This is a genomic window from Streptomyces sp. NPDC001816, from assembly GCF_042892235.1.
Classification (GTDB): domain Bacteria; phylum Actinomycetota; class Actinomycetes; order Streptomycetales; family Streptomycetaceae; genus Streptomyces.
In genome coordinates, this window is sequence record NZ_JBIATY010000017.1 from 95,494 (window position 1) to 117,614 (window position 22,121).

The window sequence follows — 22,121 nt, forward strand, 5'->3', positions numbered from 1 at the left end:
GGAGATCATCCACCCCATGGATCTTCTCCCGCTGCCCCTGGAGGGCATCACCGTCGTCGCCGTCGAACAAGCCGTGTCCGCGCCCTTCGCGACCCGGCAGCTCGCCGACCTGGGGGCCAGGGTCATCAAGGTGGAGCGGATCGACGGCGGCGACTTCGCACGCGGGTACGACACCGCGGCCGGAGGTCTCGCCTCGCACTTCGTGTGGTGCAACCGGGGCAAGGAGTCCATCGCCCTCGACCTCAAGGACCCGCGCGGCCTGGACGTCGTACGGCGGCTGATCGCGGACGCGGACGTGTTCGTGCAGAACCTCGCCCAGGGAGCCGCGGCCCGGCTGGGGCTCGACGCGGCCACGCTGTGCGCGGCGGATCCGCGGCTGATCGCCGTGGACATCTCGGGGTACGGCCGCTCGGGGCCGTACGCGGACAAGCGGGCGTACGACATGCTCGTGCAGTGCGAGGCGGGGCTGGTGTCGGTGACCGGTACGCCCGGGCAGCCCGTCAAGGCGGGGATCCCTGCGGCGGACATCGCGGCGGCCATGTACGCCTTCTCGGGGGTGCTGGCCGCGCTGGTGCGGCGCGGCACGACCGGCCGGGGCGGGCCGGTGGAGGTGTCCATGCTGGAGGCGCTCGCCGAGTGGATGGGACATCCGCTGCACCACGCGATGCACGGGGGTGAGCCCCCGGCCCGTACCGGGCTCGCACACGCCGTCATCGCGCCCTACGACGCCTATGCGACGGCCGACGGCGGGCGGGTGCTGTTGTCGGTGCAGAACGACCGTGAGTGGCGACGGCTCGCCGAGCAGGTCATAGGACGGCCGGAACTGGGGGCGGATCCGGCCTGTGCGACGAATGCGGCGCGGGTGGCCAACCGGGAACGGACCGATGAGCTGGTCGCCGGGGCGCTCGGCGCGCTGAGCGCGGACGAGGCGCTGGCCCGGCTGGAGCAGGCGGGCATCGCCTGCGCACGGCTCAGGGACCTGCACGAGCTGGCAGAACATCCGCAGCTGACGGCCAGGGAGCGGTGGCGTCAGGTGGGTTCGCCGGTCGGGCCACTGAAGGCGTTGCTGCCTCCCATCACACTGCCGGGCGGGGACGACGCGCGGATGGGTGATGTGCCCGCGCTCGGACAGCACACCGGGGCGCTGCTGCATGCCGTGGGGATGACGGACGACGAGATCGCAGCGTTGCGCCGGGACGGTGTGGCGGCCTGAGCGCGGGCCTCCTGGATCGGACTCCAGGGACTGCCGGTGCGCTCAGTGACCGCTCACTGTCCGCCGACCGCCGAACAGCGAGCGGCGCAGCCGACGCAGCGGCGCGAAGAGGGAGACGCGGCTGACCCGCCTGCCTCGGTCGCTGCGCTCGTGCGGAGTGTCACGTGCCGTCAGCTCGCGCATCAGTGAAGTCGCCTCGGCCGCCTTCTGGTGCGGTACGGCGGGACCCGCCAGCACCGAGAGATGGCGGTCGAGGCGCGAACTGGTCGCGCTGCTCCCGCAGGTGATAGCAGGGACCCTGGCCCTGCTCCGTGTTATCTGCTCCATGTCACTCCCCACCCGTACGAGTCCACCCGGCCCGGGCAGAGTAACCCTATCTCCCCAGTGGGGCACGCGTGTATCGCGCCCACAGGATTCACCTTCCCCGCAAGGCGGTTGACCATCCCTCGACGACTACTCTCCGAATCCGACCGATTTCAGGGTGAGTTGGACAAGCGGCTGGCCGGTGGGCTGCGCTGACCCTCCGTCAGGCTCGACGGTTACAGCGAGTGACGTCGAGGACTTCCCGAGACCCTTGGCGACCAAGGGCGTGTCGCCCGCGAAGAGCCCGAGGGAGCGCGGTTGCACATGGGGGCGCATGAGCCAGAGCTGGTGCACGCGGCCGCCGGACGGGGTGCCGTATCCGCTGAGGGTGACGACGGCCCGCCCCTGCGATGCGGAGGCGATTACTCCGATACTGCGGCCCCGCGCATCCTCGCTGTTCGCGGCGCGGGCGTCGGGAGCGGCCAGAACGTGTGCGATCTCACGCGCCTGGGCCCGTTCGGCGTCGAGCTGGTCCCGGGTGCGGTTCGCCTGGACCGCGAAGAGGGAGGCGACGACGAGGGCCGCGGCGGCGGTCGCCGTGGCGAACGGGACGAAGAGGGGGCGCCCACGGGGCGTACGGGTGCGCGACGGCGGAGGCTGGGTGCCCCAGACGTGCGGCGGCAGTTGGGGTGAGCGCTCCCGCGCGGGCGCGGGCGCCTGCTCCTGCGGGATGGTGCGGACGGCGGCCAGGACCCGGTCGCGCAGGGCGGCCGGCGCAGGGGCCGCCGTGGACCAGGCGAGGCGCACCGCGTCCTCGGACAGGGCCCGCACCTCGGCGGCGCAGCGGTCACAGCCCTTGAGGTGCTTCTCGAAGCGGCGCCGCTCGGCGGGGTCGAGGGCGTCGAGCGCGTAGGGAGCGGCGAGGGAGTGCAGATCCTCGCGGCCCAGCATGCGGCCGAGGACGCTCATGCGGCACCTCCCAGACACTCGCGCAGCCGGGTGAGTCCGTCGCGCATCCGCGTCTTGACCGTGCCCAGCGGCAGCTTCAGCCGCTCGGCCACCTCACGGTACGTGTAGCCGTCGTAGTAGGCGAGCGTCACGGACTGCCGCTGCAGTGCGGTGAGCCGGTCCAGGCAGCGGCGCACCCACTCGCGCTCCAGACCGGCTTCGACCTCCTCGGCCACCTGGTCGAAGGCGGGCTCCCCGGCTCGCTGGGCCTCGCGCTGTTCGCGTTCGCCGGCCGCGCGGGCGCTGCGCACCCGGTCGACGGCGCGGCGGTGGGCGAGGGTGAGGATCCAGGAGAGGGCGCTGCCCCGGGCGGGGTCGAACCGGGCGGCGGAGCGCCACAGTTCGAGCAGCACCTCCTGGGCGACCTCCTCGGACTGGGCGGGGTCGCGCACCACCCGTCGTACGAGCCCGAACACCGGTCCGGACACCACTGCATACAGATCCTCGAACGCCCGCTGGTCACCGCCCGCCACGAGCACGAGCAGTTCGTCAGCCTCCACCCCGTTCCCCCTTCTGTGGCCGCAGCCGACCGCCCTGCCTCTGACTCCACGCATCCGCACGAGCGCACACCTCCGGCGGGTGATACGGATCAGCATGCCGAAAACGCGGGTCTGAAAAGGGGAAAAGATTTTTTCCGTCAGACCAATCCGATCGGCATCCCGGCTCCGTATACCCGTCCGTCAAGGCAAGTTGGCACTGAGGACGGACGGCATGACACCTCTCATCTCCAGGAGCGGCACGGGACGCAAGGGCCTGGTCACGCTCATCTGTGGTGCGCTGGCCGCCGGAGGGCTCGCAGCCGCCGGCGTCGCCACGCTGGAACCCGGGGCGGCATCCGCCTCCTCCCACCGGGAGGCCCCGCTGATCTCGGGGACCCCGCAGTACGACAACACGGACCTGTACGCGTTCGTGAGCCCGGACAAGCCGGACACGACGACGATCGTGGCCAACTGGATCCCCTTCGAGGAGCCGGCCGGCGGACCGAACTTCTACACGTTCGCGGACGACGCGCAGTACGACATCCACGTCGACAACAACGGTGACGCGCAGGGCGAGCTGCTGTTCCGCTACATGTTCAAGACGCACGTCAAGAACAAGAACACCTTCCTCTACAACACGGGGGCGGTGAAGAGCCTCGACGACCCGAACCTGAACATCACGCAGACGTACGACATCGACCTGGTCAAGCTGCACAACCAGAAGGTGGTCTCCAAGACACGGCTCGCGGACAACGTGCCGGTCGCGCCGTCGAACGTGGGCAAGGCGTCGATGCCGGACTACGGCAAGCTGCGGTCCCAGGCCATCTACAAGACGGCGGGCGGCGGCGCGACCTTCGCCGGCCAGGCCGACGACCCGTTCTTCGCCGACCTGCGGGTCTTCGACCTGCTCTACGGCGGGAACCTCTCCGAGGTCGGACGGGACACGCTCAAGGGCTACAACGTCAACACGATCGCGCTGCAGGTGCCCAACGACCTGATCCGCGAGTCGTCCAAGCAGCCGGTCGTCGGCATCTGGTCGACGACCCAGCGAAAGAACGCGCAGGGCTACTACGAGCAGGTCTCGCGCCTGGGCAACCCGCTGGTGAACGAGGTCGTCAACCCGCAGAAGGACAAGGACAAGTTCAACGCGTCCCAGCCCTGGTACGACGCGCAGTTCCTGAAGAACGTGACCAACCCCGAACTGCCGAAGCTCATCGAGTCGATCTACAAGATCAAGGCACCCGCCGAGCCGCGCAACGACCTCGTCGACGTGTTCCTCAAGGGGGTCAAGGGCCTCAACCAGCCGCCGTACGTGAAGCCCGCGGAGGAGCTGCGCCTCAACACCTCGATCAAGCCGAGCATGCACCCCAAGCGGCTGGGCGTCCTCGACGGTGACAACGCGGGCTTCCCGAACGGCCGTCGCCTCACGGACGACGTGATCGACGCCTCCCTCCAGGTGGTCGAGGGCGAACTGGTCGGTTCCAAGAACGACTTGGGCGACGCCGTCGACAAGAACGACAAGGGCTTCGAGAAGTACTTCCCGTACGTGGCCCAGCCGACGGCCGGTTCCCGCGGCGCCCTGGCCAAGGGCACGTCCGGCAACGCCGACGTCCGCAGCCAGCTCGGCGACGCCCTGCAGCCGGCCGGGTCCTCCTCCGACGGCTCCGGCAACACGATGCTGATCGCCGCCTCGGCGGCCTCGGGTGCGGCCGGGATCCTGCTGATCGGCACCGCCTTCGCCTGGTGGCGCCGCCGGATGCAGCGCCCGTACTAAACCCCACACCCCCTGACCGGCGCGGCCCGTATCCCCCTCCCCCACGGCGGGCCGCGCCCTTTTTCTTCCGAGCACGACCAGGCGACCGAGGAGAGGGCATGTCCCCGCGTACGAACGACGACGAGGCCGGCGAGCGGCCGGTGAGCACGGGCGGGGACGGCGCTTCGGCACTTTCCGCTCCCGAAGCCGATCCGACCAGGTCCGAGGCGGGGCCTGCCGGATCCGAGGCGGGGCCGGCCGGATCCGAGGCGGGGGCGGCCGAGTCCGAAACAGGTCAGGCCCGGTCCGAAACCGAGCCGGCCGCATCCCAGGCGGAGCCGGTCGCGGGCGGGGCAGACCCCGCCGTGGCGGAAACCGCGGCCGTCGTCTCCGAGTCGTGTTCCTTCGCGTCCGGCACCGATCAGCGCGTCGCCGCTGTCCGCCGGGTCGCCGCCACCGGGCGGCGCTGGCGAGCGGTTCAACTGGGCAGCTGTGCAGCGCTGTTGGCCGTGGCGCTGACGGGTGGAGCGATCGCCGTCGGGGCGGCGCGGGACGGCGGACCCGCGGTGGCGGCCGCCTCCACTGCCGTCGATCCCGGGGTGCTGGGCAGCGGGAACCTGGACGCGAGCATCACCGCACTTCAGGTGCATCTGCGGTCCCAGCCGAGGGACTTCGGCAGCTGGGCCACCCTCGGCCTGGCCTACGTCGAGCAGGCGCGGACCAAGGGCGACCCGGCCCGGTACCCACAGGCCGAGAAGGCCCTGAAGCGGGCCCTGGACCTGTCCCCCGGCAATGACCAGGCCCTGGCCGGCCGGGCCGCCCTCGCCGCCGCGCGGCACGACTTCAAGGACGCCCTGACCTACGCGGACCAGGCCCTGAAGCAGAACCCGTACAGCGAGCGCGCCCTGTCCTCGCGCATCGACGCCCTGGTCGAACTGGGCCGGTACGCCGAAGCGGACAAGGCCGCCAGGACCGCCGACACGCGCAAGCCGGGTGTGCCGGTCTTCACGCGGTACGCGTACGTGCACGAGCTGCGCGGCGACGTGACGACCGCCCGGCGCGTGCTCAAGCAGGCCCTCGACGCGGCCACTTCACCGGGCGACGTCGCCTACGTGGCCGCCCAGCTCGGCCAACTCGCCTGGAACCAGGGCGACTACGACTCCGCACTCACCTACTACGCCCGGGCCCTGGCCGCCGACGAGAACTACCTCCCCGCGCTGGAGGGCCGGGCCCGCGCCCAGGCGGCGAGCGGCGACCGGGACGAGGCGATCAAGGGCCTGGAGACCGTGGTCTCCCGCTATCCGCTGCCCGGACCCCTCGTCGAACTCGGCGAGCTGTACGAGGCCCGAGGCGCAGCCGGCGACAGGGCCAGGGCGCACGACCAGTACGCGCTCGTGGACGCCTGGATCGCCCTGGCCCGCGCCAACGGCGTCAACGCCGACCTCGACACCGCGCTGGCCGCCGCCGACCACGGCGACAAGGCGTCCGCCCTGCGCGCGGCCCGCGCCGAGTGGGCGCGCCGGCACACCGTGCACACCGCGGACGCCCTCGCCTGGGCACTGCACGTCAACGGCCGGGACAAGGAAGCACTTCCCTACGCCCGCCGGGCCACGGCCACCGGCTACCGCAGCGCCGCCTTCCGCTACCACCGCGGCATGATCGAGCTGGCCACGGGCCACACCAAGGACGGCCGCACCTCGCTGAAGGCAGCCCTGAAACTGAACCCCGGCTTCTCCCCCCTGGGCGCGGCCCAGGCCCGCAAGGCGCTGGAGGCCGCCCAGTGAACCTCCGTCGCCCGCTCGCCTGTGCCGCGGCGGTCCTCACCGCCGCCTGCGCCCTCGTGCTCACCCCGGCCGCGGCCGCGAGCGCGCACCCCCTCGGCAACTTCACCGTCAACCGCTACGACGGTCTCGTCGCCGCCCCCGGACAGCTCCGCGTCGACCATGTGGAGGACCTCGCCGAGATCCCGGCCACCCAGGCCAAGCCGGACATCAAGCGCCTGGGCCTGTCCACCTGGGCCGAGCAGCGCTGTGCCGCGGCCGCGAAGGGCAGCAGGCTCACCGTCGGCGGACACTCCGCCCCGCTCACCCCCGGCTCCGCCCGTGCGAGCCTGCGGCCCGGGCAGGCCGGGCTCAACACGCTGCGCGTGGAGTGCCGGTTCACCGCACCGCTCCCCCACGGGAAGTCCGTCGCCCTCGGCTTTCACAGCGCGGGTGCCACCACCGGGCCCGGCTGGCGGGAGATCACCGCGCGCGGCGACCGCATGACGCTCACCGCGACGGACGTACCGAAGAAGTCGGTCTCGCACGAACTCACCAGCTACCCCAAGGACTTGCTGTCCTCCCCCGCCGACACCGCCGCCGCCTCGCTGCGGGTGCGCCCCGGCGGCCCGGCCCTGGCGCAGGAGCGGCAGGACGCCCCGGGCGCCTCCGTACTGCCGCGGGGCGCCGACCGCTGGACCCGCGCCCTGGACGACCTCGTCGCCCGCCACGACCTCACCCTCGGCTTCGCCGCGCTGGCCCTGCTCATCGCCGTCGTCCTCGGCGCGATGCACGCCCTGGCTCCGGGCCACGGCAAAACCCTCATGGCCGCGACGGCGGCCGCGCGCGGCGGCCGGGCCCGGATGCGGGACGTGCTGCCCCTGGCCGCCTCGGTCACGGTGACGCACACCCTCGGCGTGGTCGCCCTGGGCCTGCTCGTCACGGCCGGTTCCGCCGCCACGCCCTCGGTCATCGCCTGGCTGGGCATCGCCAGCGGCGCCCTGGTGCTCGTGGCGGGCGCGAACCTCGTACGCCGCGCCTGGCGCAACCGCACTCACGAACATCCGCATCCCCACCCCCATCCCCACCCGCATACGCACGAGGAAGCCGAAGAACGCCCGCTGGCCCTGGTGGGCGCACACCAGGACGAGGAAGCAGCCCGCTCTCACCATCACCACCACCACGACGGCCACCACCATCACCACCATGAGCACGAACACGAACACGAACACGAACACGGGCACGACCACGGCGTGGTGCACACCCACGGCGGCCACACCCACAGCCACCCCACCGCCCCCACCCTCCGCGGCACGATCCTGCTCGGGTTCGCCGGCGGTCTGGTCCCCAGCCCCTCCGCGGTCGTCGTGCTGGTCGGTGCCGCGGCGCTCGGGAAGGCCTGGTTCGGGCTGCTGCTCGTCGTGGCGTACGGCGCCGGGCTGGCGCTGACGCTCACGGCGGCTGGGTTCGCCGTCGTCCGGCTGGGCGCGGGCGTCACCCGGGTGCTGGACCGGCGCCCGCGCTGGACCGCCCACCCGGTTGCCACCCTCGTGCGCCGGACCCTGCCGCTCGCGTCCGCGCTGGTCGTCGTCGCCCTGGGTGCCGGATTGGTGCTCAAGGGGGCCGCATCCGCGCTCGGCTGAGCTACGTTTGTGGAGAATTCACGTGAGATGCCGTGGGGGTCGCCCGTGTCCGAAGAGCCGGGCCGTGAACGTGTGATCGCGGGCCGCTACCGCCTGCTGTCCCCGCTGGGCGAGGGCGGCATGGGCACCGTGTGGCGCGCCCGTGACGAGGTGCTGCACCGTGAGGTGGCGGTCAAGGAGGTGCGGGCCCCGGCCGGGCTGCCCGCTTCGGACGTCGAGCGGATGTACGCCCGCCTGGAGCGCGAGGCGTGGGCGGCGGCGCGGGTCACCAACCGCAACGTGGTCACGGTGTACGACGTGGCGATGGAGGGCGGCCGCCCCTGGATCGTGATGGAGCTGGTGCGCGGGCTGTCCCTCGCCGACCAGTTGGAGGCCGAGGGTCCGCTGCCGCCGCAGCGGGCCGCGCACATCGGTGCCGAGGTGCTGGCCGCGCTGCGTGCCGCGCATGCCGCCGGGGTGCTGCACCGGGACGTGAAGCCGGCCAACGTGCTGCTGGCGGGCGACGGCCGGGTCGTCCTCACCGACTTCGGCATCGCGACGGTCGAGGGCAGTTCGGCGCTGACCATGACGGGTGAGGTGATCGGCTCGCCCGAGTTCCTGGCTCCGGAGCGGGCCTTGGGCCGTACACCGGGCCCGGAGTCGGACCTGTGGTCGCTGGGCGTCCTGTTGTACGCGGCCGTCGAGGGCAACACCCCGTTCCGGCAGGACACTCCGCTGAGCACCCTGCGTGCCGTGGTGGACGAGGAGTTGCCGCCGCCGCTCCGGGCCGGACCTCTCGCCCCGGTCATCGACGGCCTGCTGCGCAAGGATCCCGCCGATCGGCTGTCCGGCGACCGGGCCGAGCACGATCTGCGGATCGTGGCGGCGGGCGAGACCCTCGGACCGGCGCGCCCGGATTCGGTGCAGGCCTCGCCGTACGCCCCGACGATCGCGGCCGAGTCCGGGCGGCCCTCTCCCACACCGCCGATGCCCCTGTCCACCGGGTACCCGCAGCCGCAGACCACCTCCGTCGAGCCGCGACGCAACCGGCGGGCCGGCGTGGTGCTGGTCGCCGGTCTCCTCGCGGTCGTCCTGGCGGTGGCGGGACTGACGTACGCGCTGCTCAACCGGAACAGCGGCAGCGGTGGCGGGAACACCGGCGCCAACACCAGCCGGGCGAGCGGCGCCACGCACTCCCCCAGCCCGAGCGCGAGCGCCCGCTCGGACACCGCGGCCCCGCCTCCCGCGCAGAGCAGCAGCGCCACGGCGAGCAGTCAGCCGGCCCAGTCCGTGCGGGTCACCCTGACGGGCGCGCACACGGAGTACGACGGAAACTGCCCACCGCCGACGGCGCAGGCGCCCACGTTCACGGCGACGTTCACGGTGGGGCGGGTGCCCGCGCAGGTGGAGTACCGGTGGGTGCTCGCGCACGGGTCGGTCTCCGACCCGGGGTGGAAGACGCTGTCGTTCCCCGCGGACGGCGGGAAGACCCAGCAGGTGCAGGTGGTCGTGACCGCCTACTCCGACAGCGGGACGATCGAGAACGAGATCAGCGTGGAGGTGCGCAGTCCGGTGCGGACCACGTCGAACTCGGTGCCTTTCACGGTGACCTGTGCAACGACGGAGACCCCGACGGGCGGGGCCTCCGCTTCACCTTCGGCCTCGTGAGGGTCAGGCCGCGTTCGTGAGCACCGGCAGGTAGCCGCCGGACTGGCCGGCCGCGGTGGGGTGGTACGACTCGCCGATGGAGAGCCAGTTGACGCTGTGCAGCCAGGAGTCGCCGGAGCAGATCTCGTGGCCGGTGAACGTGGTGCGGACGTCGCCGAAGACGAAGTTGTGGTCCAGGGCGCGCTTCTGGATGGCTGCGTCGATGTAGTCGGCCGCGCTGTTGATCGCGGACCGCTTGGTCTCGGAGAGGCCGAGGCAGGTCTGGCCGAGCTTGTAGAAGCGGGGGTAGCCGATGACGACCACCCGGGCGGACGGGGATTTGGCGCTGATCGCGTTGTACACGGCGTCGAGCTTGCCGGGGAGCGTGGAGTCGACGTACGCCTTCGCCGTGTTGATCCGGGACACGCACGAGCTGTCGGACTGGAGCACACAGGTCGTCATGACGTCGGCGAAGCCGGCGTCGTTGCCGCCGATGGTGATCGAGACCAGGGCGGTGGAGGAGTTGAGGGAGCCGAGCTGATTGGCGAGCACGTCGTCCGTCTTGGCGCCCGAGCAGGCGTTGAAGGCGAACGAGGACGGGCTGTGAGCGGCGTTCCACAGGTACGGGTACGCCTTGGTGCTGCGGTCGCAGCTGCCGCTCGAACTGATGTAGCTGCCCGCTCCGACTCCGGAGGAGTAGGAGTCGCCGAGCGCCACATAACCGCCGTTCGCGGCAACTGTGGAGGCCTGCGCCGTGGCGGCCCCGGTGAGGGCGAGGCCGGTGGCGAGGAGGAGTGAGGTCACGTATGCCGCAAATCGGGAACGTCTCATGGAACCTCCCTTTAGCAGGATCTCTGCCACAACTGTCGTAGCAACTACGCGTGTTGACTGGAAGTGTTCATGCCAAGACTTTTTAGCCCTCAACGACGTCTCGACGGGATCGGCCCAGAACATTCACGCTGCTGGCGTGTGCATGCCAGACCGAGGCTCCAAAAGGCCGCCGGGGAACACACGTTCACGAAGGGACGTCGTCTTGACGGTCCACAGAGGCCTGCGCCACATTGAAGCCCGACATCCGGCGCGTCGGGGGGCAAAGTCGCCAATGCAGACCTTACGCATCAAGACACCTTCGGCAGACGGTGCCGGGGACGACGCCGAGCGGGCGCGGCAAGGTCCGGGGAGGGACCTGTCTCCGCTGCTCGCGGGGGCAGCCACGGCTGTGGGCGCGATCGGCGCACTGCTCGCGCTCACTGACGCCGACTCACCGCTGCGCGGTCCGTGCACGCTGTTCTTCCTGCTCGCGGCGCCGGCCGTGGCGATCGGGGCGGCGCTGCGCGGGCTGGATCCCTTCGGCCGGGCGCTCACCGCGCTTGCGGGCTCGGTCGCACTGGACATGCTGGTTGCTCAGGGCATGCTCGCCGTGCACCGCTGGTCGGTCCGCGGCGGTGTGGTCGCGGTGACCGCGCTCAGCGTGCTGTTGCTCCTGCTCGTCCTCGGCCGGGAGAAATTCCGTACGAGGAAACCGGCACAAGAGTGATGAAGCCGGGCCTAAGTTACGCAATGGCTAAACCAACAAAAACGTGAGATGCCGTTCCAGGTCTTGCCATTCTGCTTCAATCGTCAATATCGTCGTACATCTCACCCGCATCGGTCCGTCAGCACACGGTTCAGGGGAGGGCTCAGGGCCGTGACGTTCCGGCGCGGGGCGCGGTAGGGGGGTGCCGTGCTCGGTGACCGCACTGGTGACCGGGCCGTGCCGCGCGACCGGCTGTCGTCTTTGTCCGGCAGCCCGGCCAGCTTTGCCAGCTCGTCCGCGTGCACGGAGACCGTTTCGCCGTGCCGCGGGTGAGAACCCCCCTTTCGAACCGGAGCAAAGAGCCGGGCCGCCCAGGGGCGGGCGGTCCACCGGACGAGAGGGACCACACTCATGAGTTCCGTTCTGCATCCGCCGAGTTCGGGCCAGGATCCTTTAATGGCCGCCCACTACCGGCCCATCTCCTCTCACCTGGCGATCACTCCGCCGGTGAGCGTGGTGATCCCCGCCATGAATGAGGCGGAGAATCTGCCCTACGTCTTCAAGACCCTTCCGGACTGGATACACGAAGTGGTTCTTGTGGACGGCAATTCCACCGACGACACCGTGTCAGTGGCCCGCTCGCTGTGGCCCGGGGTGCGCGTCGTCGCGCAGCAGGGGAAGGGCAAGGGGGATGCCCTGATCACCGGGTTCGAGGCGTGCACCGGCGACATCATCGTGATGGTCGACGCGGACGGCTCGGCCGACGGCAACGAGATCGTGTCGTACGTCTCCGCCCTCGTCTCGGGCGCCGACTTCGCCAAGGGCTCGCGCTTCGCCAACGGTGGCGGCACGGACGACATGACCTTCATCCGCAAGCTCGGCAACTGGGCGCTGTGCACCGTCGTCAACCGCAAGTTCGGCGCCCGCTACACCGATCTCTGCTACGGGTACAACGCGTTCTGGCGACACTGCCTCAACAAGATCGAACTCGACTGCACCGGCTTCGAGGTCGAGACGCTGATGAACATCAGAGTGGTCAAGGCGGGACTGAAGGTGCAGGAGATCCCCAGCCACGAGTACCTCCGCATCCACGGCACGAGCAATCTGCGGGCCGTACGGGACGGGATCCGGGTGCTGAAGGTCATCCTCGCCGAGCGCTCCAACCGGCGCGCCCTGCGCCGCGAGGCCCACCAGGAACGACTGCTGAACATCGGGCGGGGAGAGGTGTCTTGAGAGATCCCGGCATCTCCGTCGTGATCTGCGTGTACACCGAGGACCGCTGGGAGGACATCCTCGCGGCGGTCTCCTCGGTGCGCGGGCAGTCGTATCCGGCGCTGGAGACGCTCCTGGTCGTCGACCACAACCGGGCCCTGCTGGAGAGGCTGGACCGCGAGTACAAGGAGGCCGGCGACGTGCGCGTGCTCGCCAACGCCGGCCCGCGCGGTCTGTCGGCCGGCCGCAACACCGGAGTGGCCGCCTCGCACGGCGAGGTGATCGCCTTCCTGGACGACGACGCCGTGGCCGAGCGGGACTGGCTGCGCCGCTTCGCCGAGGGATACGCCGACCCGCGGGTGCTGGCGGTCGGCGGCCGTACGCTGCCCGTCTGGGCCTCGGGCCGCCGTCCCGCCTGGTTCCCGGAGGAGTTCGACTGGGTGGTGGGCTGCACCTACCGGGGGCTGCCGCCGGGCCGGGTCCGGGTGCGCAACGTGCTGGGCGGGAACGCTTCGTTCCGGCGTACCGCGTTCGACGCGGCGGGCGGCTTCGCGACCGGCATCGGCCGCGACGGCGACCGCCGACCGCTGGGCTGCGAGGAGACGGAACTGTGCATCCGTCTCACCCGGGCCCGCCCCGACGCGCTCTTGCTCATCGACGACCGCGCGGTGATCCACCATCGGGTGCCCGCCGCCCGCGAGCACTTCGCGTACTTCCGCACCCGCGCCTACGCCGAGGGCCTGTCCAAGGCGCTGGTGGCCCGCAGCGTCGGCGCCGGCAAGGGGCTCGAGTCCGAACGCCGGTACACCACCCGGGTCCTGCCCGCCGGGATCGCCCGCGGCCTGCGGGACGCCCTGCTGGCCCGCCCGGGGGGCGCCGGACGCGCGGGCGCGATCGTCGCGGGGGTGCTCGCCGCGGCGGGCGGCTATGTGGTGGGCAGCGTGCGGGCGCGGCGAGGCGGGCCGGCGTTCTCCGTCGTGCCGGTCGCGTCGGCGAGCACACCGGGGAGCGACACGGGCGCGGGGACGGAGGAGGGGGAACGCCCATGAGCCGCACGGGCGTACGGACCGAGAGGGAACGCCCATGAGCGACACCGCCGTACCCATCCTCATGTACCACGCGGTGGCGAGCGCACCGAACGACGCCACCCGGGCCCTCTCGGTCGCGCCGGAGGCCTTCGCCGAGCAGATGGCACTCATCGGGGACCTGGGCCTGACCCCCGTCACCACCGCCGACCTCGCGACCCGCTGGCGCTCCGGCCGCCCGCTGCCCGAGCGGCCGGTGCTGATCACCTTCGACGACGGCTACGAGGGGGTTCACCGGCACGCTCTGCCCGTGCTCGCCAAGCACGGCTTCCCGGCCACGCTGTTCGTCTCCACCGGCTGGATCAGGGGCGCGTACGACACCGGAGGCGGCCTGGACGCCATGCTCGACTGGCAGCAGGTGCGTGACCTCGCCGGCACCGGCATCGAGATCGGCGGGCACAGCCACTCCCACCCTCAGCTCGACCAGCTCGACGACGCCGCCCTGCGCGCCGAACTGGTCCGCAGCACGGAGATCGTCACCGGCGAACTGGGCGCACGGCCGGTGTCGTTCGCCTACCCGTACGGCTACTCCAGCCGCCGGGTCCGCGTCGCGGTGCGGGAGGCCGGGTACGGCCAGGCGCTCGCCGTCGGCAACGGGCTCGCCCGCCGCCGCCAGGGGCCGTACGCCCTGCAACGCGTCACCGTCCGTCGCGGCACGGACGTCGAGGAGTTCGAGCGGCTGCTCCAGGGCCGTGCCATCGCCCGCAACTTCGCCAAGGACCGCGCTCTGACCAAGGGGTACGCCCTCGTCCGCAGAGCCCGGCAGGTCCGCCGGAAGGCCATCCGTTCCCGTGTCTGACACGACCACCACAACCGAGGCCGCAACGCCCGAGGACCGGGCGCCCGAGCAGTCGGGGCGCCGCCTCCGCCTGCCCGGGGCGGGCCGGGGGTCCGGCGGCAACCAGCTGTTCCGCAACGCCTACGCGCTGATGCTCAATACCGGCATCTCCGCCGTCCTCGGGCTGGGCTACTGGCTGGCCGCGGCACGCTACTACTCCGAGTCGGCGGTCGGGCAGGGCTCCGCCGCCATCGCCGCGATGAAGCTGCTCGCGGGGCTGACCGCGGTGACCCTGACCGGCGCCCTGGCCCGCTTCATACCGGTGTCCGGGCAGCGCACCGGACGGCTCATCTTCCGTACCTACGCCGGAAGTTCGCTGGTCGTGGCGGTGGCTGCGGGGATCTTCCTGCTGACGCTGGACGCGTGGGGGCCGTCGTACCGCTTCCTGCACGGTCCGCTCAACGGGCTCGGCTTCATCCTGGCCGTCGTCGCCTGGAACCTGCTCACCCTCCAGGACGGCGTGCTGACCGGGCTGCGCAGCGCGCCCTGGGTGCCGGTGGGCAACACCGTGTTCTCGGCGGTGAAGCTGGGGCTGCTCGTCGCGTTCGCCGTGGCGATCCCGACCACCGGCGTCTTCGTGTCCTGGGTCGCCGCGATCGCCACCTCGGTGGTGCCGCTGGGCTGGCTGGTGTTCCGGCGCCTGGTGCCCCGGCACGTCAGGGCGACCGAGAACCACGCCAGGCCGCCGACGGTGAGGGAGATCGGGCGGTTCCTCGCCGGCGACTACACCGGCTCGCTTTTCTCGCTCGCCGTGGTCTACCTCGTCCCGGTGATCATCGCCTCGCAGGTCAGCTCCGAGGACAACGCGTACTTCTACATCACCACCACCATCGGCGGCACGATCAACCTGCTCGCCATCAACATGGGCGCGTCCCTGACGGTCGAGGGCTCGCACGCCCCGGGGCGGCTCGCCGCCGACACCCGTGCCGCGCTCAAGCGGATGGCCCGGATCATGCTGCCGATCGCGAGCGTGCTGTTCGTCGGCGCCCCGTGGATCCTGGGCGTCTTCGGCGCCGGCTACGCGGACGCGGCGACCCCGCTGCTGCGCTGGTTCGCGGTGGGCGCGGTGCTGCGGGTCGTCATGGAGACGTACTTCGCGGTGCTGCGCGCGCAGAGCCGTACCGCCGGACTCGCCTGGCTGCAGGGCCTGTTGTGCGTGCTCGTGCTCGGCCTGACGCTGCTGCTCCTGCCCCGGATGGGCCTGACCGGAGCGGGCGTCGCCGAGATCTCCAGCCTCGCGGTGATCGTCGCGATCGCGGCGCCGAAGCTGTGGCGGACCATCCGGTCCGCACCTCCCGCCCTGCCGGAGACGGCGGCACCGGACGGGGACCTCGCCGACCTGGGAGTGCGCGAAGTCCCGGCCGTCGCCTCGGCCCACCGGCACAGCCCGGCCTGGGCGCTGGACAACGACACCCTCGCGCTCGGCATCCACGTCGACTTCGACCACGTCGAACGCCGGCCGGACGTCCGCCCGGGCCCCGGCACCCCGCCCGCGGGCACGCCCGTGCCGCGACCGGTCGAGGAGCCGGAACCGGGCGCGGAGGCGTCACTGGGTCCGGCCGAGGCGGCGCTGCTGAGGGAGGCGGAGGTAGACGCGCCGTTCGAGGTGGCGCTGTTGAAGGAGGCGGAGGTCGACGCGCCGTTCGAGGCCGGGGCGCCCGATAATGCCGCGGTGGACGAAGTCGTGGACGAATCCCCGGACGTGGCAGTGGATGAGGCCGTGGACGAGGAGTCGTCCGCACCACCGACCCGTCCACGGCTCACCCGCTCCGGTGTCGTCCTCGGCTGTCTGCTGATCGCGGCGCTCCTGCTGTACTGGGTGCCCGCGCTGCGGCTCGGCGAGGCCGACCTCGACAAGATGGGCGGGCTCGGCCTGGTCTCCGTGCTGCCGATGCCGACGCTGGTGGGCGCCGCCCTGCTGATCACGGTGTTCGCCTCGCTGCTCTGGCTGCGCCGCGAGCACCGGGCCCTGCTGCTGGTCACACTGCTGGCGACCGTGGTGTCCCTGCACGCGCTGCCCGCGGTGCTGGAGACCGAGCCACGGTTCGCGACGGCCTGGCAGCACCTCGGCTTCATCGACTACATCGACCGCACCGGGTCCGCCGTACCGGACCTGGACGCCCGCTGGAGCTGGCCGGGATTCTTCGCGGTGGCCGCGTTCGTCGCCCGGGCGTGCGGGGTCGACGACTTCACGGAGATCATCCGCTGGTGGCCGACGGCCATCCAACTGGCCTATCTGGCCCCGATGTTCCTGCTCACCCGGTCGCTGCGGGCGAGCTGGCGGGCCAAGTGGACCGGCGTGTGGCTCTTCGTGCTCAGCGGCTGGGTCGGCCAGGACTACTTCTCCCCGCAGGGCTTCACGTTCCTCCTGTACCTCGTCTTCGTGGCGATCCTGCTGGTGTGGTTCCGCGCCCCCCACGTGATCTGGACGAAGTTCCGCCCCGGCGAGGCCGAGGTAGAACCCGCCGACCGGCGCCAACGGGCCGTGCTGCTCCTGGTGCTGATCGGCCTGTACGCGGCGAGCGTCCCGGCGCACCAGCTCACCCCGTTCGTGATGCTCGGCGTGCTCGCCGCGCTGGTGCTGCTCGGCCGGTCCGAACTGCGCGGGCTGCCCATCCTGTTCGCGGTGCTGGTCGCGGCCTGGGTCGGCTTCATGGCCGAGCCGTACTGGTCCGGGCACTTCGACGACCTCTTCGGCGGGGTCGGCGGAGTCGGCAGCAATGTCTCGACCTCGGTCTCCGGCCGTATCCAGGGCGGGAACTCGACGCACAAGCTGGTCCTGTACACCCGGGTCCTGCTGGCCGGCTCGGTGCTGGCCCTCGCCTGCTGGGGCTGGTGGCGGCGGCGCTTTCACCGGTACCGCGAACGGTCGCTGCTGGTGCTCACCTTCGTCCCGTTCCTGGGCTTCGGCATGCAGTCGTACGGCGGCGAGATGGCGCTGCGTGTCTTCATGTTCGCGGTACCGGGGGCGGCCCTGCTCGGCGCGCTCGCCCTGTTCCCGCGCACCGGCGTCACCGCGCAGGAACGCGAGAAGGAGCGGGTCAGCCTCGCCCCGCTGGCCGCGCTGCTGGCCGGGCTGCTGCTGATGGGCGGCTTCCTGGTGGCCCGGTGGGGCAACGAGTCGTTCGAGCGGACCCGGCCTGGCGAGGTCGCGGCCATGGACTGGGTGTACGCCCACGACCGGCCGACGGTACGGCTGCTGTGGCTGAGCCAGGACACGGTCAACGACGTGACCCCGGCCATGCCGTGGGGCGCCCGGGACATGGAGCGGGTGAACTACGTGCCGACCCTGGCACCCGTCGACCCGGTGCTGGTGTCCGGGCTGGTCAAGGCGCTCAAGGACGCGGGCCCGAACTCGTATCTGATGATCAACGAGAGTCAGGTCACCTATCTGGAGCTGGACGCGGGCTACTCGGCGACCTGGAAGTCCCGGCTGATCCACAACCTGGACAACCGGCAGGAGCTGACGCAGGTCCTGGTCAACGACGACGTCACCGTGTACGCGCTGCGCAAGCAGCCGGCGGGCCCGGTGCCGGAGCCGAACCCGGGCCGGATCGGGCCGCAGGTGACGTGGACGTCGTGGTCGGTGGTCGGCGCACTGGCCGCCGTCGCGCTGGTCCTGCTGCTCACCGCGCGCGAGGTGGTCCGGGTCGCGGCGCGGCCGAGCACCAGGCAACTGCGCCGGCTGCAGGGCAGCTTCTGGTTCTCGCTGCCGCTGCTGGCGGTGCTGCTGGCCTCGCTGGTGCAGCGGTTCCTGACGATGAAGTGACGGGTACGGGGTGGTGGCTCAGCGGTCGAGCCACCGCACCTCGTACGCGTGCATGTCGAACCGCTTCCCGTCGACCTGGGCGCTGATCGTCCGGTCGAGGGTGTTGACCACGAGGACCGTCCTGCTGGTGGCCAGCACGCGCACGTTGGGCACGTCGTCCTGGGCGACGGACACCGTCTCGTACCGGGTGCCCGGCGGGAACGCCCGGTCGAACCGGGACACCAGGTCGTACATGGGGAGTTCTCTGCCCCCGTCGGGCGTGTCGGTCGGCGTCCACAGGCAGCCGGGGCAGTCGGTGCCCGTCTTCTCCTCCGGGTTCCAGTAGAAGCCGGAGTCGGCGCCGCCCTTGACCATGGCGATCATCCCGGTGGCGTGCACCGCGAGGCGGTGCGCCTCGGACCAGGTCCTGCGTTCGTCCTTGCCGTCGGCGGGCTCGACGTAGTACTCGGCCCACCACAGGGGCAGGTCATGGGTCTGCTGCCGTACCCACTCGCCCACCGCGGTGAGCTTGTCGGTGGCCGCGAACCCGTCGGGCAGCAGGTCGTCGTCGTTGGTGTAGCTGGAGCCGTCTACGACCACGAAGTCGGCGCCGGTCCTGTGGCTGTTCCAGTACGCGAAGGCGTCGAGGACCCGCTGGTCCAGGGCGCCCCAAGGGCCCTTCAGCGCGGTGGAGGCCTTCTGGTCGCGCGGGTCGAGGCTGTCCATGACCAGGTACGGGCCGCCGACCATGATGTCCTTGTCGACCTTCTTCAGCGCCTTGTAGACGAGGTTGTACATCGTCGTGTAGCCCTCGTAGTCCCAGCGGCCCTCGGCGTTGTTCCAGAAGCCCTTGAACTCGTTCCACACGATGAAGTGGCGTACGTCGGGATAGCGCCTGGCGACGGTTGCGGCGAGGTCGGCGAAGTCCTGGTAGTGGTCCGGGGTGGGCGCGGTCTCCAGGGCGGCCTGGCTCCAGTCGGTGTTGTCGACGCCGGCCCTGCCGCCCTTCATCCAGTCCGGCGAGCAGCACAGCGTGACCACGGGGGTGCCGCCGGACCTGCGGATGAAGTCGATCCGGCGGTCCATGGCACCGAAGTCGTAATGGCCCTTCACCGGCTCGGGGTTGTCGGCGCCCCAGCCCATGAGGGCCTGGTCCTGCGGCAGCCCGCCGTTCTGCGCGAGCAGCGCGGCGACCCGGTCGGTGGCCGCGTCGCTGCCCTGGTCGGCGCTGTACTGGGTGTGGGTGAAGCCCCAGCCCACGTACGGCTCCAGGCGCCCCGGCGGGATGGCGGGCGTGCCGTGGACCTTGTCGCCGTCGCGCGAGGTACCGGCGGTGCTTGCGCCGCCGGGCAGCGTGTTGATCAGGGTGACGATCAGGGCCACAGCGGCCACGCCCACCCCGAGCAGGGCGGTGAGCCGCCACCGCCGAGTCCCCGTATACCACTCATGACGTCCCATCACGGACAACAGTAACGGCGCAGACCACGTACGGGGCAGGTCTTGGGAACACCCGGGACAAGGGGTGGAAATGCCGTGCGCGGAGGGCATCGGTGCCGGATCATGGCGGCATGGCCGCGAACCCGCACGACGCTCTGCCGATCCGGCTCCACGTCGATGACTCCGACTCTCCGTCCGACGTCGTCGACGCGCTGTTCCTCGGCCGCTTCGCGACGGGCGAGCAGCCGTACTCGCACGCGGCGAACATCGACCGCGTGCGCTCCGGCGCGACCTTGCTGCCGGAGGGCGCCCGGGTGCTGCGGATCGCCCGCGACGACGACCGCAGCGCGACCCTCGCGGAGGGCGAGGGCTGGACCCTGCTGGTCTCCCGCTGGAACCGCGGTGCGGACGTCACGGTGACCGCGACCAGCGCCGAGCTGGCGAAGACGGTTCTCGACCGGGCCACCGACGGCGCGGCCGACGAGCCGGAACCGCAGCCGGAGAACGTGACCATGGGCTTCTGGTACGTCTCCCCGCGGCGCGGCCCGCACCGCACCACCCGCCAGATCTCCGCGGGCACCTGGGACGAGGTGCGTCCCAACTACACGGCCCCCGTGGCGGACGCGATGGACCGCCTGATGAAGACGACCCCGGAGGACATCGCGGGCCGGCTGCTCCTGCTGCACGGCCCGCCCGGGACCGGCAAGACCTCCGCGCTGCGCACGCTCGCCCGCTCCTGGCGCGACTGGTGCCAGGTGGACTGTGTGCTGGACCCGGAGCGGCTCTTCTCCGACGTCGGCTACCTGATGGACATCGCGATCGGCGAGGAGGACAGCGCGGGCAAGGGCCGCTGGCGGCTGCTCCTGCTGGAGGACTGCGACGAGCTGATCCGCGGCGAGGCCAGGCACACCGCCGGCCAGGCCCTGTCCCGGCTGCTCAACCTCACCGACGGCCTGCTCGGCCAGGGCCGCAACGTCCTGGTCGGCGTCACCACCAACGAGGACCTGGAGCGTCTGCACCCGGCCGTGGTCCGCCCCGGCCGCTGCCTGGCCCGCATCGAGGTGGGCCCGCTGACCCGCCGCGAGGCGGTGAACTGGCTCGGCACCGAGGAGGGCGTCGGCCGCGAGGGCGCGACCCTGGCCGAGCTGTTCGCACTGCGCCGGGGCACGGCACCGACGTCGGTCCCGGGGGCCCGGGACGGCGCGGACGCGGGGCTGTACCTGTAGCCGATCGCTTTCGGTGCTTTGATGGACGTATGACCCTGTTCGTCGGCACGTCCGGGTGGCAGTACAAGGACTGGCGGGGGGTCCTGTACCCGGGCGACTGTCCGACCCGGCTGTGGCTGGAGGAGTACGCGACGCACTTCGCCACGGTGGAGATCAACAACGCCTTCTACCGGCTGCCGACACGGGAGAACTTCGAGGCCTGGCGGGACCGGGTGCCGGACGACTTCGTGGTGGCGGTGAAGGCGAGCCGGTACCTCACGCACATCAAGCGGCTGAAGGACCCCGAGGAGCCGGTCCACCGCCTGATGACCCACGCGGCGGGCCTGGGCACCCGCCTCGGCCCGGTCCTCCTCCAGCTCCCACCCACCCTGCGCGCGGACCCGTCCCTGCTGGACACCTGCCTGGCCTGCTTCCCCTCCGGCACGAGAGTCGCGGTCGAGCCGCGCCACGACTCGTGGTGGACCCCCGAGGTGCGCAAGGTCCTGGAGTCCCGGGGCGCGGCCCTGTGCTGGGCGGACGTCCAGGCCCACCCGGTGACCCCGCTGTGGCGCACCAGCGACTGGGGCTACGTCCGCTTCCACGAGGGCCGGGCCCAGCCTTGGCCGCGCTACGGCAAACAGTCCCTGGAGACCTGGGTGGATCGCATCGCGACCACCTGGTCCGACGCATGTGAGGTCTATACGTACTTCAACAACGACCCCGGTGGGGCGGCGGTGGAGGACGCGGTGACGTTCGGGAGGGCGGCGACGAGAGCGAGCCTGACGGTGACACGAACGCCGGGCGCCCTCTCATCGCGCCGTTAGGCGATGTCCGCCGCAACGGTGCTCAGCCACGGCGGCCCTTCCCGGCGGTGCCGAATCCTGCTCAGCCCTCCCCGTAAGCCGCCCGCAGGGCGTCCCGCACCGCGGCCAACGCCTCGTCCTCGGTGAGCCCGAGCCGCCGAACCCGCTCCACGTAGGCCTGAGCGGCCAGCGACGCCTCACGCACCGCGGCCGAGCCGGCGGCTGCCACGAACGTGCCGTTGCGCCCCCGCGTCTCGATCACCCCGTCGCCCTCCAGCGCCCGGTACGCCTTGGCGACCGTGTTCACCGCGAGCCCCAGCGACTCGGCCAGCCCCCGCACGGTCGGCAGCCGGTACCCCACCGGCAGCACCCCGGACCGCGCCTGCTCGGAAATCTGCGCCCGCACCTGCTCGTACGGCGGCGCGCTGTCATCGATGCTGATCTTCAGGCTCACAAGGCCGATTGTCCCGTACCCACCGGAAAATCAGAGGC

General features: G+C 71.6%; 18 protein-coding genes. 12 read left to right on the forward strand and 6 right to left on the reverse strand.

The genetic code is table 11. The features are described 5' to 3' along the window. The first annotated feature begins 16 nt into the window (after positions 1–16). Positions 17–1,213, forward strand: a complete 1,197-nt coding sequence (locus ACFYZZ_RS41110) for a CaiB/BaiF CoA transferase family protein (protein ID WP_389187860.1) — start codon at positions 17–19, stop codon at positions 1,211–1,213. Positions 1,214–1,255: 42 nt separating this feature from the next. Here ACFYZZ_RS41110 and ACFYZZ_RS41115 read toward each other — a convergent pair whose 3' ends face one another. The 3 genes from ACFYZZ_RS41115 to ACFYZZ_RS41125 form a co-directional block, all read right to left on the reverse strand. Next, positions 1,256–1,540, reverse strand: a complete 285-nt coding sequence (locus ACFYZZ_RS41115; RefSeq protein WP_386574599.1) for a hypothetical protein — start codon at positions 1,538–1,540, stop codon at positions 1,256–1,258. A gap of 126 nt (positions 1,541–1,666) precedes the next feature. After that, positions 1,667–2,485, reverse strand: coding sequence for an anti-sigma factor domain-containing protein (locus ACFYZZ_RS41120; protein WP_389187864.1), 819 nt, complete (start codon positions 2,483–2,485; stop codon positions 1,667–1,669). Continuing rightward, the gene (locus tag ACFYZZ_RS41125) at positions 2,482–3,024 is read right to left on the reverse strand and encodes a sigma-70 family RNA polymerase sigma factor (RefSeq protein WP_389187867.1); all 543 of its coding nucleotides are present in this window, start codon (positions 3,022–3,024) and stop codon (positions 2,482–2,484) included. Before ACFYZZ_RS41125 ends, ACFYZZ_RS41120 begins: the two co-directional genes overlap by 4 nt. Positions 3,025–3,235: 211 nt before the next feature. On the opposite strand from ACFYZZ_RS41125, the gene ACFYZZ_RS41130 reads away from it, so the two are divergent. The 4 genes from ACFYZZ_RS41130 to ACFYZZ_RS41145 all read left to right on the forward strand — a co-directional run bounded on the left by ACFYZZ_RS41130 (position 3,236) and on the right by ACFYZZ_RS41145 (position 9,806). Continuing rightward, a complete protein-coding gene (locus ACFYZZ_RS41130) occupies positions 3,236–4,777 on the forward strand; it encodes a DUF4331 domain-containing protein (RefSeq protein ID WP_389187869.1) in 1,542 nt (513 codons plus the stop codon). A 98-nt stretch (positions 4,778–4,875) separates the two neighbouring features. After that, entirely contained in the window at positions 4,876–6,540 is a 1,665-nt protein-coding gene (locus ACFYZZ_RS41135; RefSeq protein ID WP_389187872.1) for a tetratricopeptide repeat protein, read from the forward strand. After that, a complete protein-coding gene (locus ACFYZZ_RS41140) occupies positions 6,537–8,159 on the forward strand; it encodes a nickel transporter (protein WP_389187875.1) in 1,623 nt (540 codons plus the stop codon). Before ACFYZZ_RS41135 ends, ACFYZZ_RS41140 begins: the two co-directional genes overlap by 4 nt. 27 nt (positions 8,160–8,186) lie before the next feature. After that, positions 8,187–9,806, forward strand: coding sequence for a protein kinase (locus tag ACFYZZ_RS41145; protein WP_389188053.1), 1,620 nt, complete (start codon positions 8,187–8,189; stop codon positions 9,804–9,806). Positions 9,807–9,809: 3 nt separating this feature from the next. On the opposite strand, the gene ACFYZZ_RS41150 is transcribed toward ACFYZZ_RS41145, so the two are convergent. Further along, entirely contained in the window at positions 9,810–10,616 is an 807-nt protein-coding gene (locus ACFYZZ_RS41150) for an SGNH/GDSL hydrolase family protein (protein WP_389187878.1), read from the reverse strand. Positions 10,617–10,887: 271 nt separating this feature from the next. Between ACFYZZ_RS41150 and ACFYZZ_RS41155 the strand changes: the two genes are divergently transcribed. The 5 genes from ACFYZZ_RS41155 to ACFYZZ_RS41175 all read left to right on the forward strand — a co-directional run bounded on the left by ACFYZZ_RS41155 (position 10,888) and on the right by ACFYZZ_RS41175 (position 18,205). Continuing rightward, a complete protein-coding gene (locus ACFYZZ_RS41155) occupies positions 10,888–11,322 on the forward strand; it encodes a hypothetical protein (protein WP_389187881.1) in 435 nt (144 codons plus the stop codon). 390 nt (positions 11,323–11,712) lie between these two features. Continuing rightward, on the forward strand, positions 11,713–12,534 hold the full coding sequence (locus tag ACFYZZ_RS41160; protein WP_389187884.1) for a glycosyltransferase family 2 protein: 822 nt from the start codon (positions 11,713–11,715) through the stop codon (positions 12,532–12,534). Continuing rightward, positions 12,531–13,562 (forward strand): glycosyltransferase, encoded by a 1,032-nt coding sequence (locus ACFYZZ_RS41165; RefSeq protein ID WP_389187887.1) that lies wholly within the window; start codon positions 12,531–12,533, stop codon positions 13,560–13,562. Before ACFYZZ_RS41160 ends, ACFYZZ_RS41165 begins: the two co-directional genes overlap by 4 nt. A gap of 34 nt (positions 13,563–13,596) precedes the next feature. Further along, the gene (locus ACFYZZ_RS41170; RefSeq protein WP_389187890.1) at positions 13,597–14,397 is read left to right on the forward strand and encodes a polysaccharide deacetylase family protein; all 801 of its coding nucleotides are present in this window, start codon (positions 13,597–13,599) and stop codon (positions 14,395–14,397) included. After that, positions 14,390–18,205, forward strand: a complete 3,816-nt coding sequence (locus ACFYZZ_RS41175) for a lipopolysaccharide biosynthesis protein (protein WP_389187893.1) — start codon at positions 14,390–14,392, stop codon at positions 18,203–18,205. The genes ACFYZZ_RS41170 and ACFYZZ_RS41175 overlap by 8 nt, the downstream gene beginning before the upstream one ends. A gap of 18 nt (positions 18,206–18,223) precedes the next feature. Here the strand turns inward: ACFYZZ_RS41175 and ACFYZZ_RS41180 are convergent, their stop codons facing one another. Continuing rightward, positions 18,224–19,642: a xylan 1,4-beta-xylosidase gene (locus ACFYZZ_RS41180; RefSeq protein ID WP_389187896.1), complete on the reverse strand. Its 1,419-nt coding sequence runs from the start codon at positions 19,640–19,642 to the stop codon at positions 18,224–18,226. A 110-nt stretch (positions 19,643–19,752) separates the two neighbouring features. On the opposite strand from ACFYZZ_RS41180, the gene ACFYZZ_RS41185 reads away from it, so the two are divergent. Both ACFYZZ_RS41185 and ACFYZZ_RS41190 read left to right on the forward strand, forming a co-directional pair. Further along, positions 19,753–20,847, forward strand: a complete 1,095-nt coding sequence (locus ACFYZZ_RS41185) for a DUF5925 domain-containing protein (RefSeq protein ID WP_389187899.1) — start codon at positions 19,753–19,755, stop codon at positions 20,845–20,847. A gap of 29 nt (positions 20,848–20,876) precedes the next feature. Next, on the forward strand, positions 20,877–21,650 hold the full coding sequence (locus ACFYZZ_RS41190; protein WP_389187902.1) for a DUF72 domain-containing protein: 774 nt from the start codon (positions 20,877–20,879) through the stop codon (positions 21,648–21,650). Positions 21,651–21,711: 61 nt separating this feature from the next. Here ACFYZZ_RS41190 and ACFYZZ_RS41195 read toward each other — a convergent pair whose 3' ends face one another. After that, a complete protein-coding gene (locus ACFYZZ_RS41195; protein WP_389187905.1) occupies positions 21,712–22,083 on the reverse strand; it encodes a GntR family transcriptional regulator in 372 nt (123 codons plus the stop codon). Positions 22,084–22,121 lie beyond the last annotated feature (38 nt).

Excerpts from the sequence above, each read along its gene's own strand:
- ACFYZZ_RS41110 (WP_389187860.1), top strand. The coding sequence starts at position 17 with ATGGATCTTCTCCCGCTGCCCCTGGAGGGCATCACCGTCGTCGCCGTC.
- ACFYZZ_RS41115 (WP_386574599.1), bottom strand. The coding sequence starts at position 1,540 with ATGGAGCAGATAACACGGAGCAGGGCCAGGGTCCCTGCTATCACCTGC.
- ACFYZZ_RS41120 (WP_389187864.1), bottom strand. The coding sequence starts at position 2,485 with ATGAGCGTCCTCGGCCGCATGCTGGGCCGCGAGGATCTGCACTCCCTC.
- ACFYZZ_RS41130 (WP_389187869.1), top strand. The coding sequence starts at position 3,236 with ATGACACCTCTCATCTCCAGGAGCGGCACGGGACGCAAGGGCCTGGTC.
- ACFYZZ_RS41135 (WP_389187872.1), top strand. The coding sequence starts at position 4,876 with ATGTCCCCGCGTACGAACGACGACGAGGCCGGCGAGCGGCCGGTGAGC.
- ACFYZZ_RS41145 (WP_389188053.1), top strand. The coding sequence starts at position 8,187 with ATGCCGTGGGGGTCGCCCGTGTCCGAAGAGCCGGGCCGTGAACGTGTG.
- ACFYZZ_RS41150 (WP_389187878.1), bottom strand. The coding sequence starts at position 10,616 with ATGAGACGTTCCCGATTTGCGGCATACGTGACCTCACTCCTCCTCGCC.
- ACFYZZ_RS41155 (WP_389187881.1), top strand. The coding sequence starts at position 10,888 with ATGCAGACCTTACGCATCAAGACACCTTCGGCAGACGGTGCCGGGGAC.
- ACFYZZ_RS41160 (WP_389187884.1), top strand. The coding sequence starts at position 11,713 with ATGAGTTCCGTTCTGCATCCGCCGAGTTCGGGCCAGGATCCTTTAATG.
- ACFYZZ_RS41170 (WP_389187890.1), top strand. The coding sequence starts at position 13,597 with ATGAGCGACACCGCCGTACCCATCCTCATGTACCACGCGGTGGCGAGC.
- ACFYZZ_RS41180 (WP_389187896.1), bottom strand. The coding sequence starts at position 19,642 with ATGGGACGTCATGAGTGGTATACGGGGACTCGGCGGTGGCGGCTCACC.
- ACFYZZ_RS41185 (WP_389187899.1), top strand. The coding sequence starts at position 19,753 with ATGGCCGCGAACCCGCACGACGCTCTGCCGATCCGGCTCCACGTCGAT.
- ACFYZZ_RS41190 (WP_389187902.1), top strand. The coding sequence starts at position 20,877 with ATGACCCTGTTCGTCGGCACGTCCGGGTGGCAGTACAAGGACTGGCGG.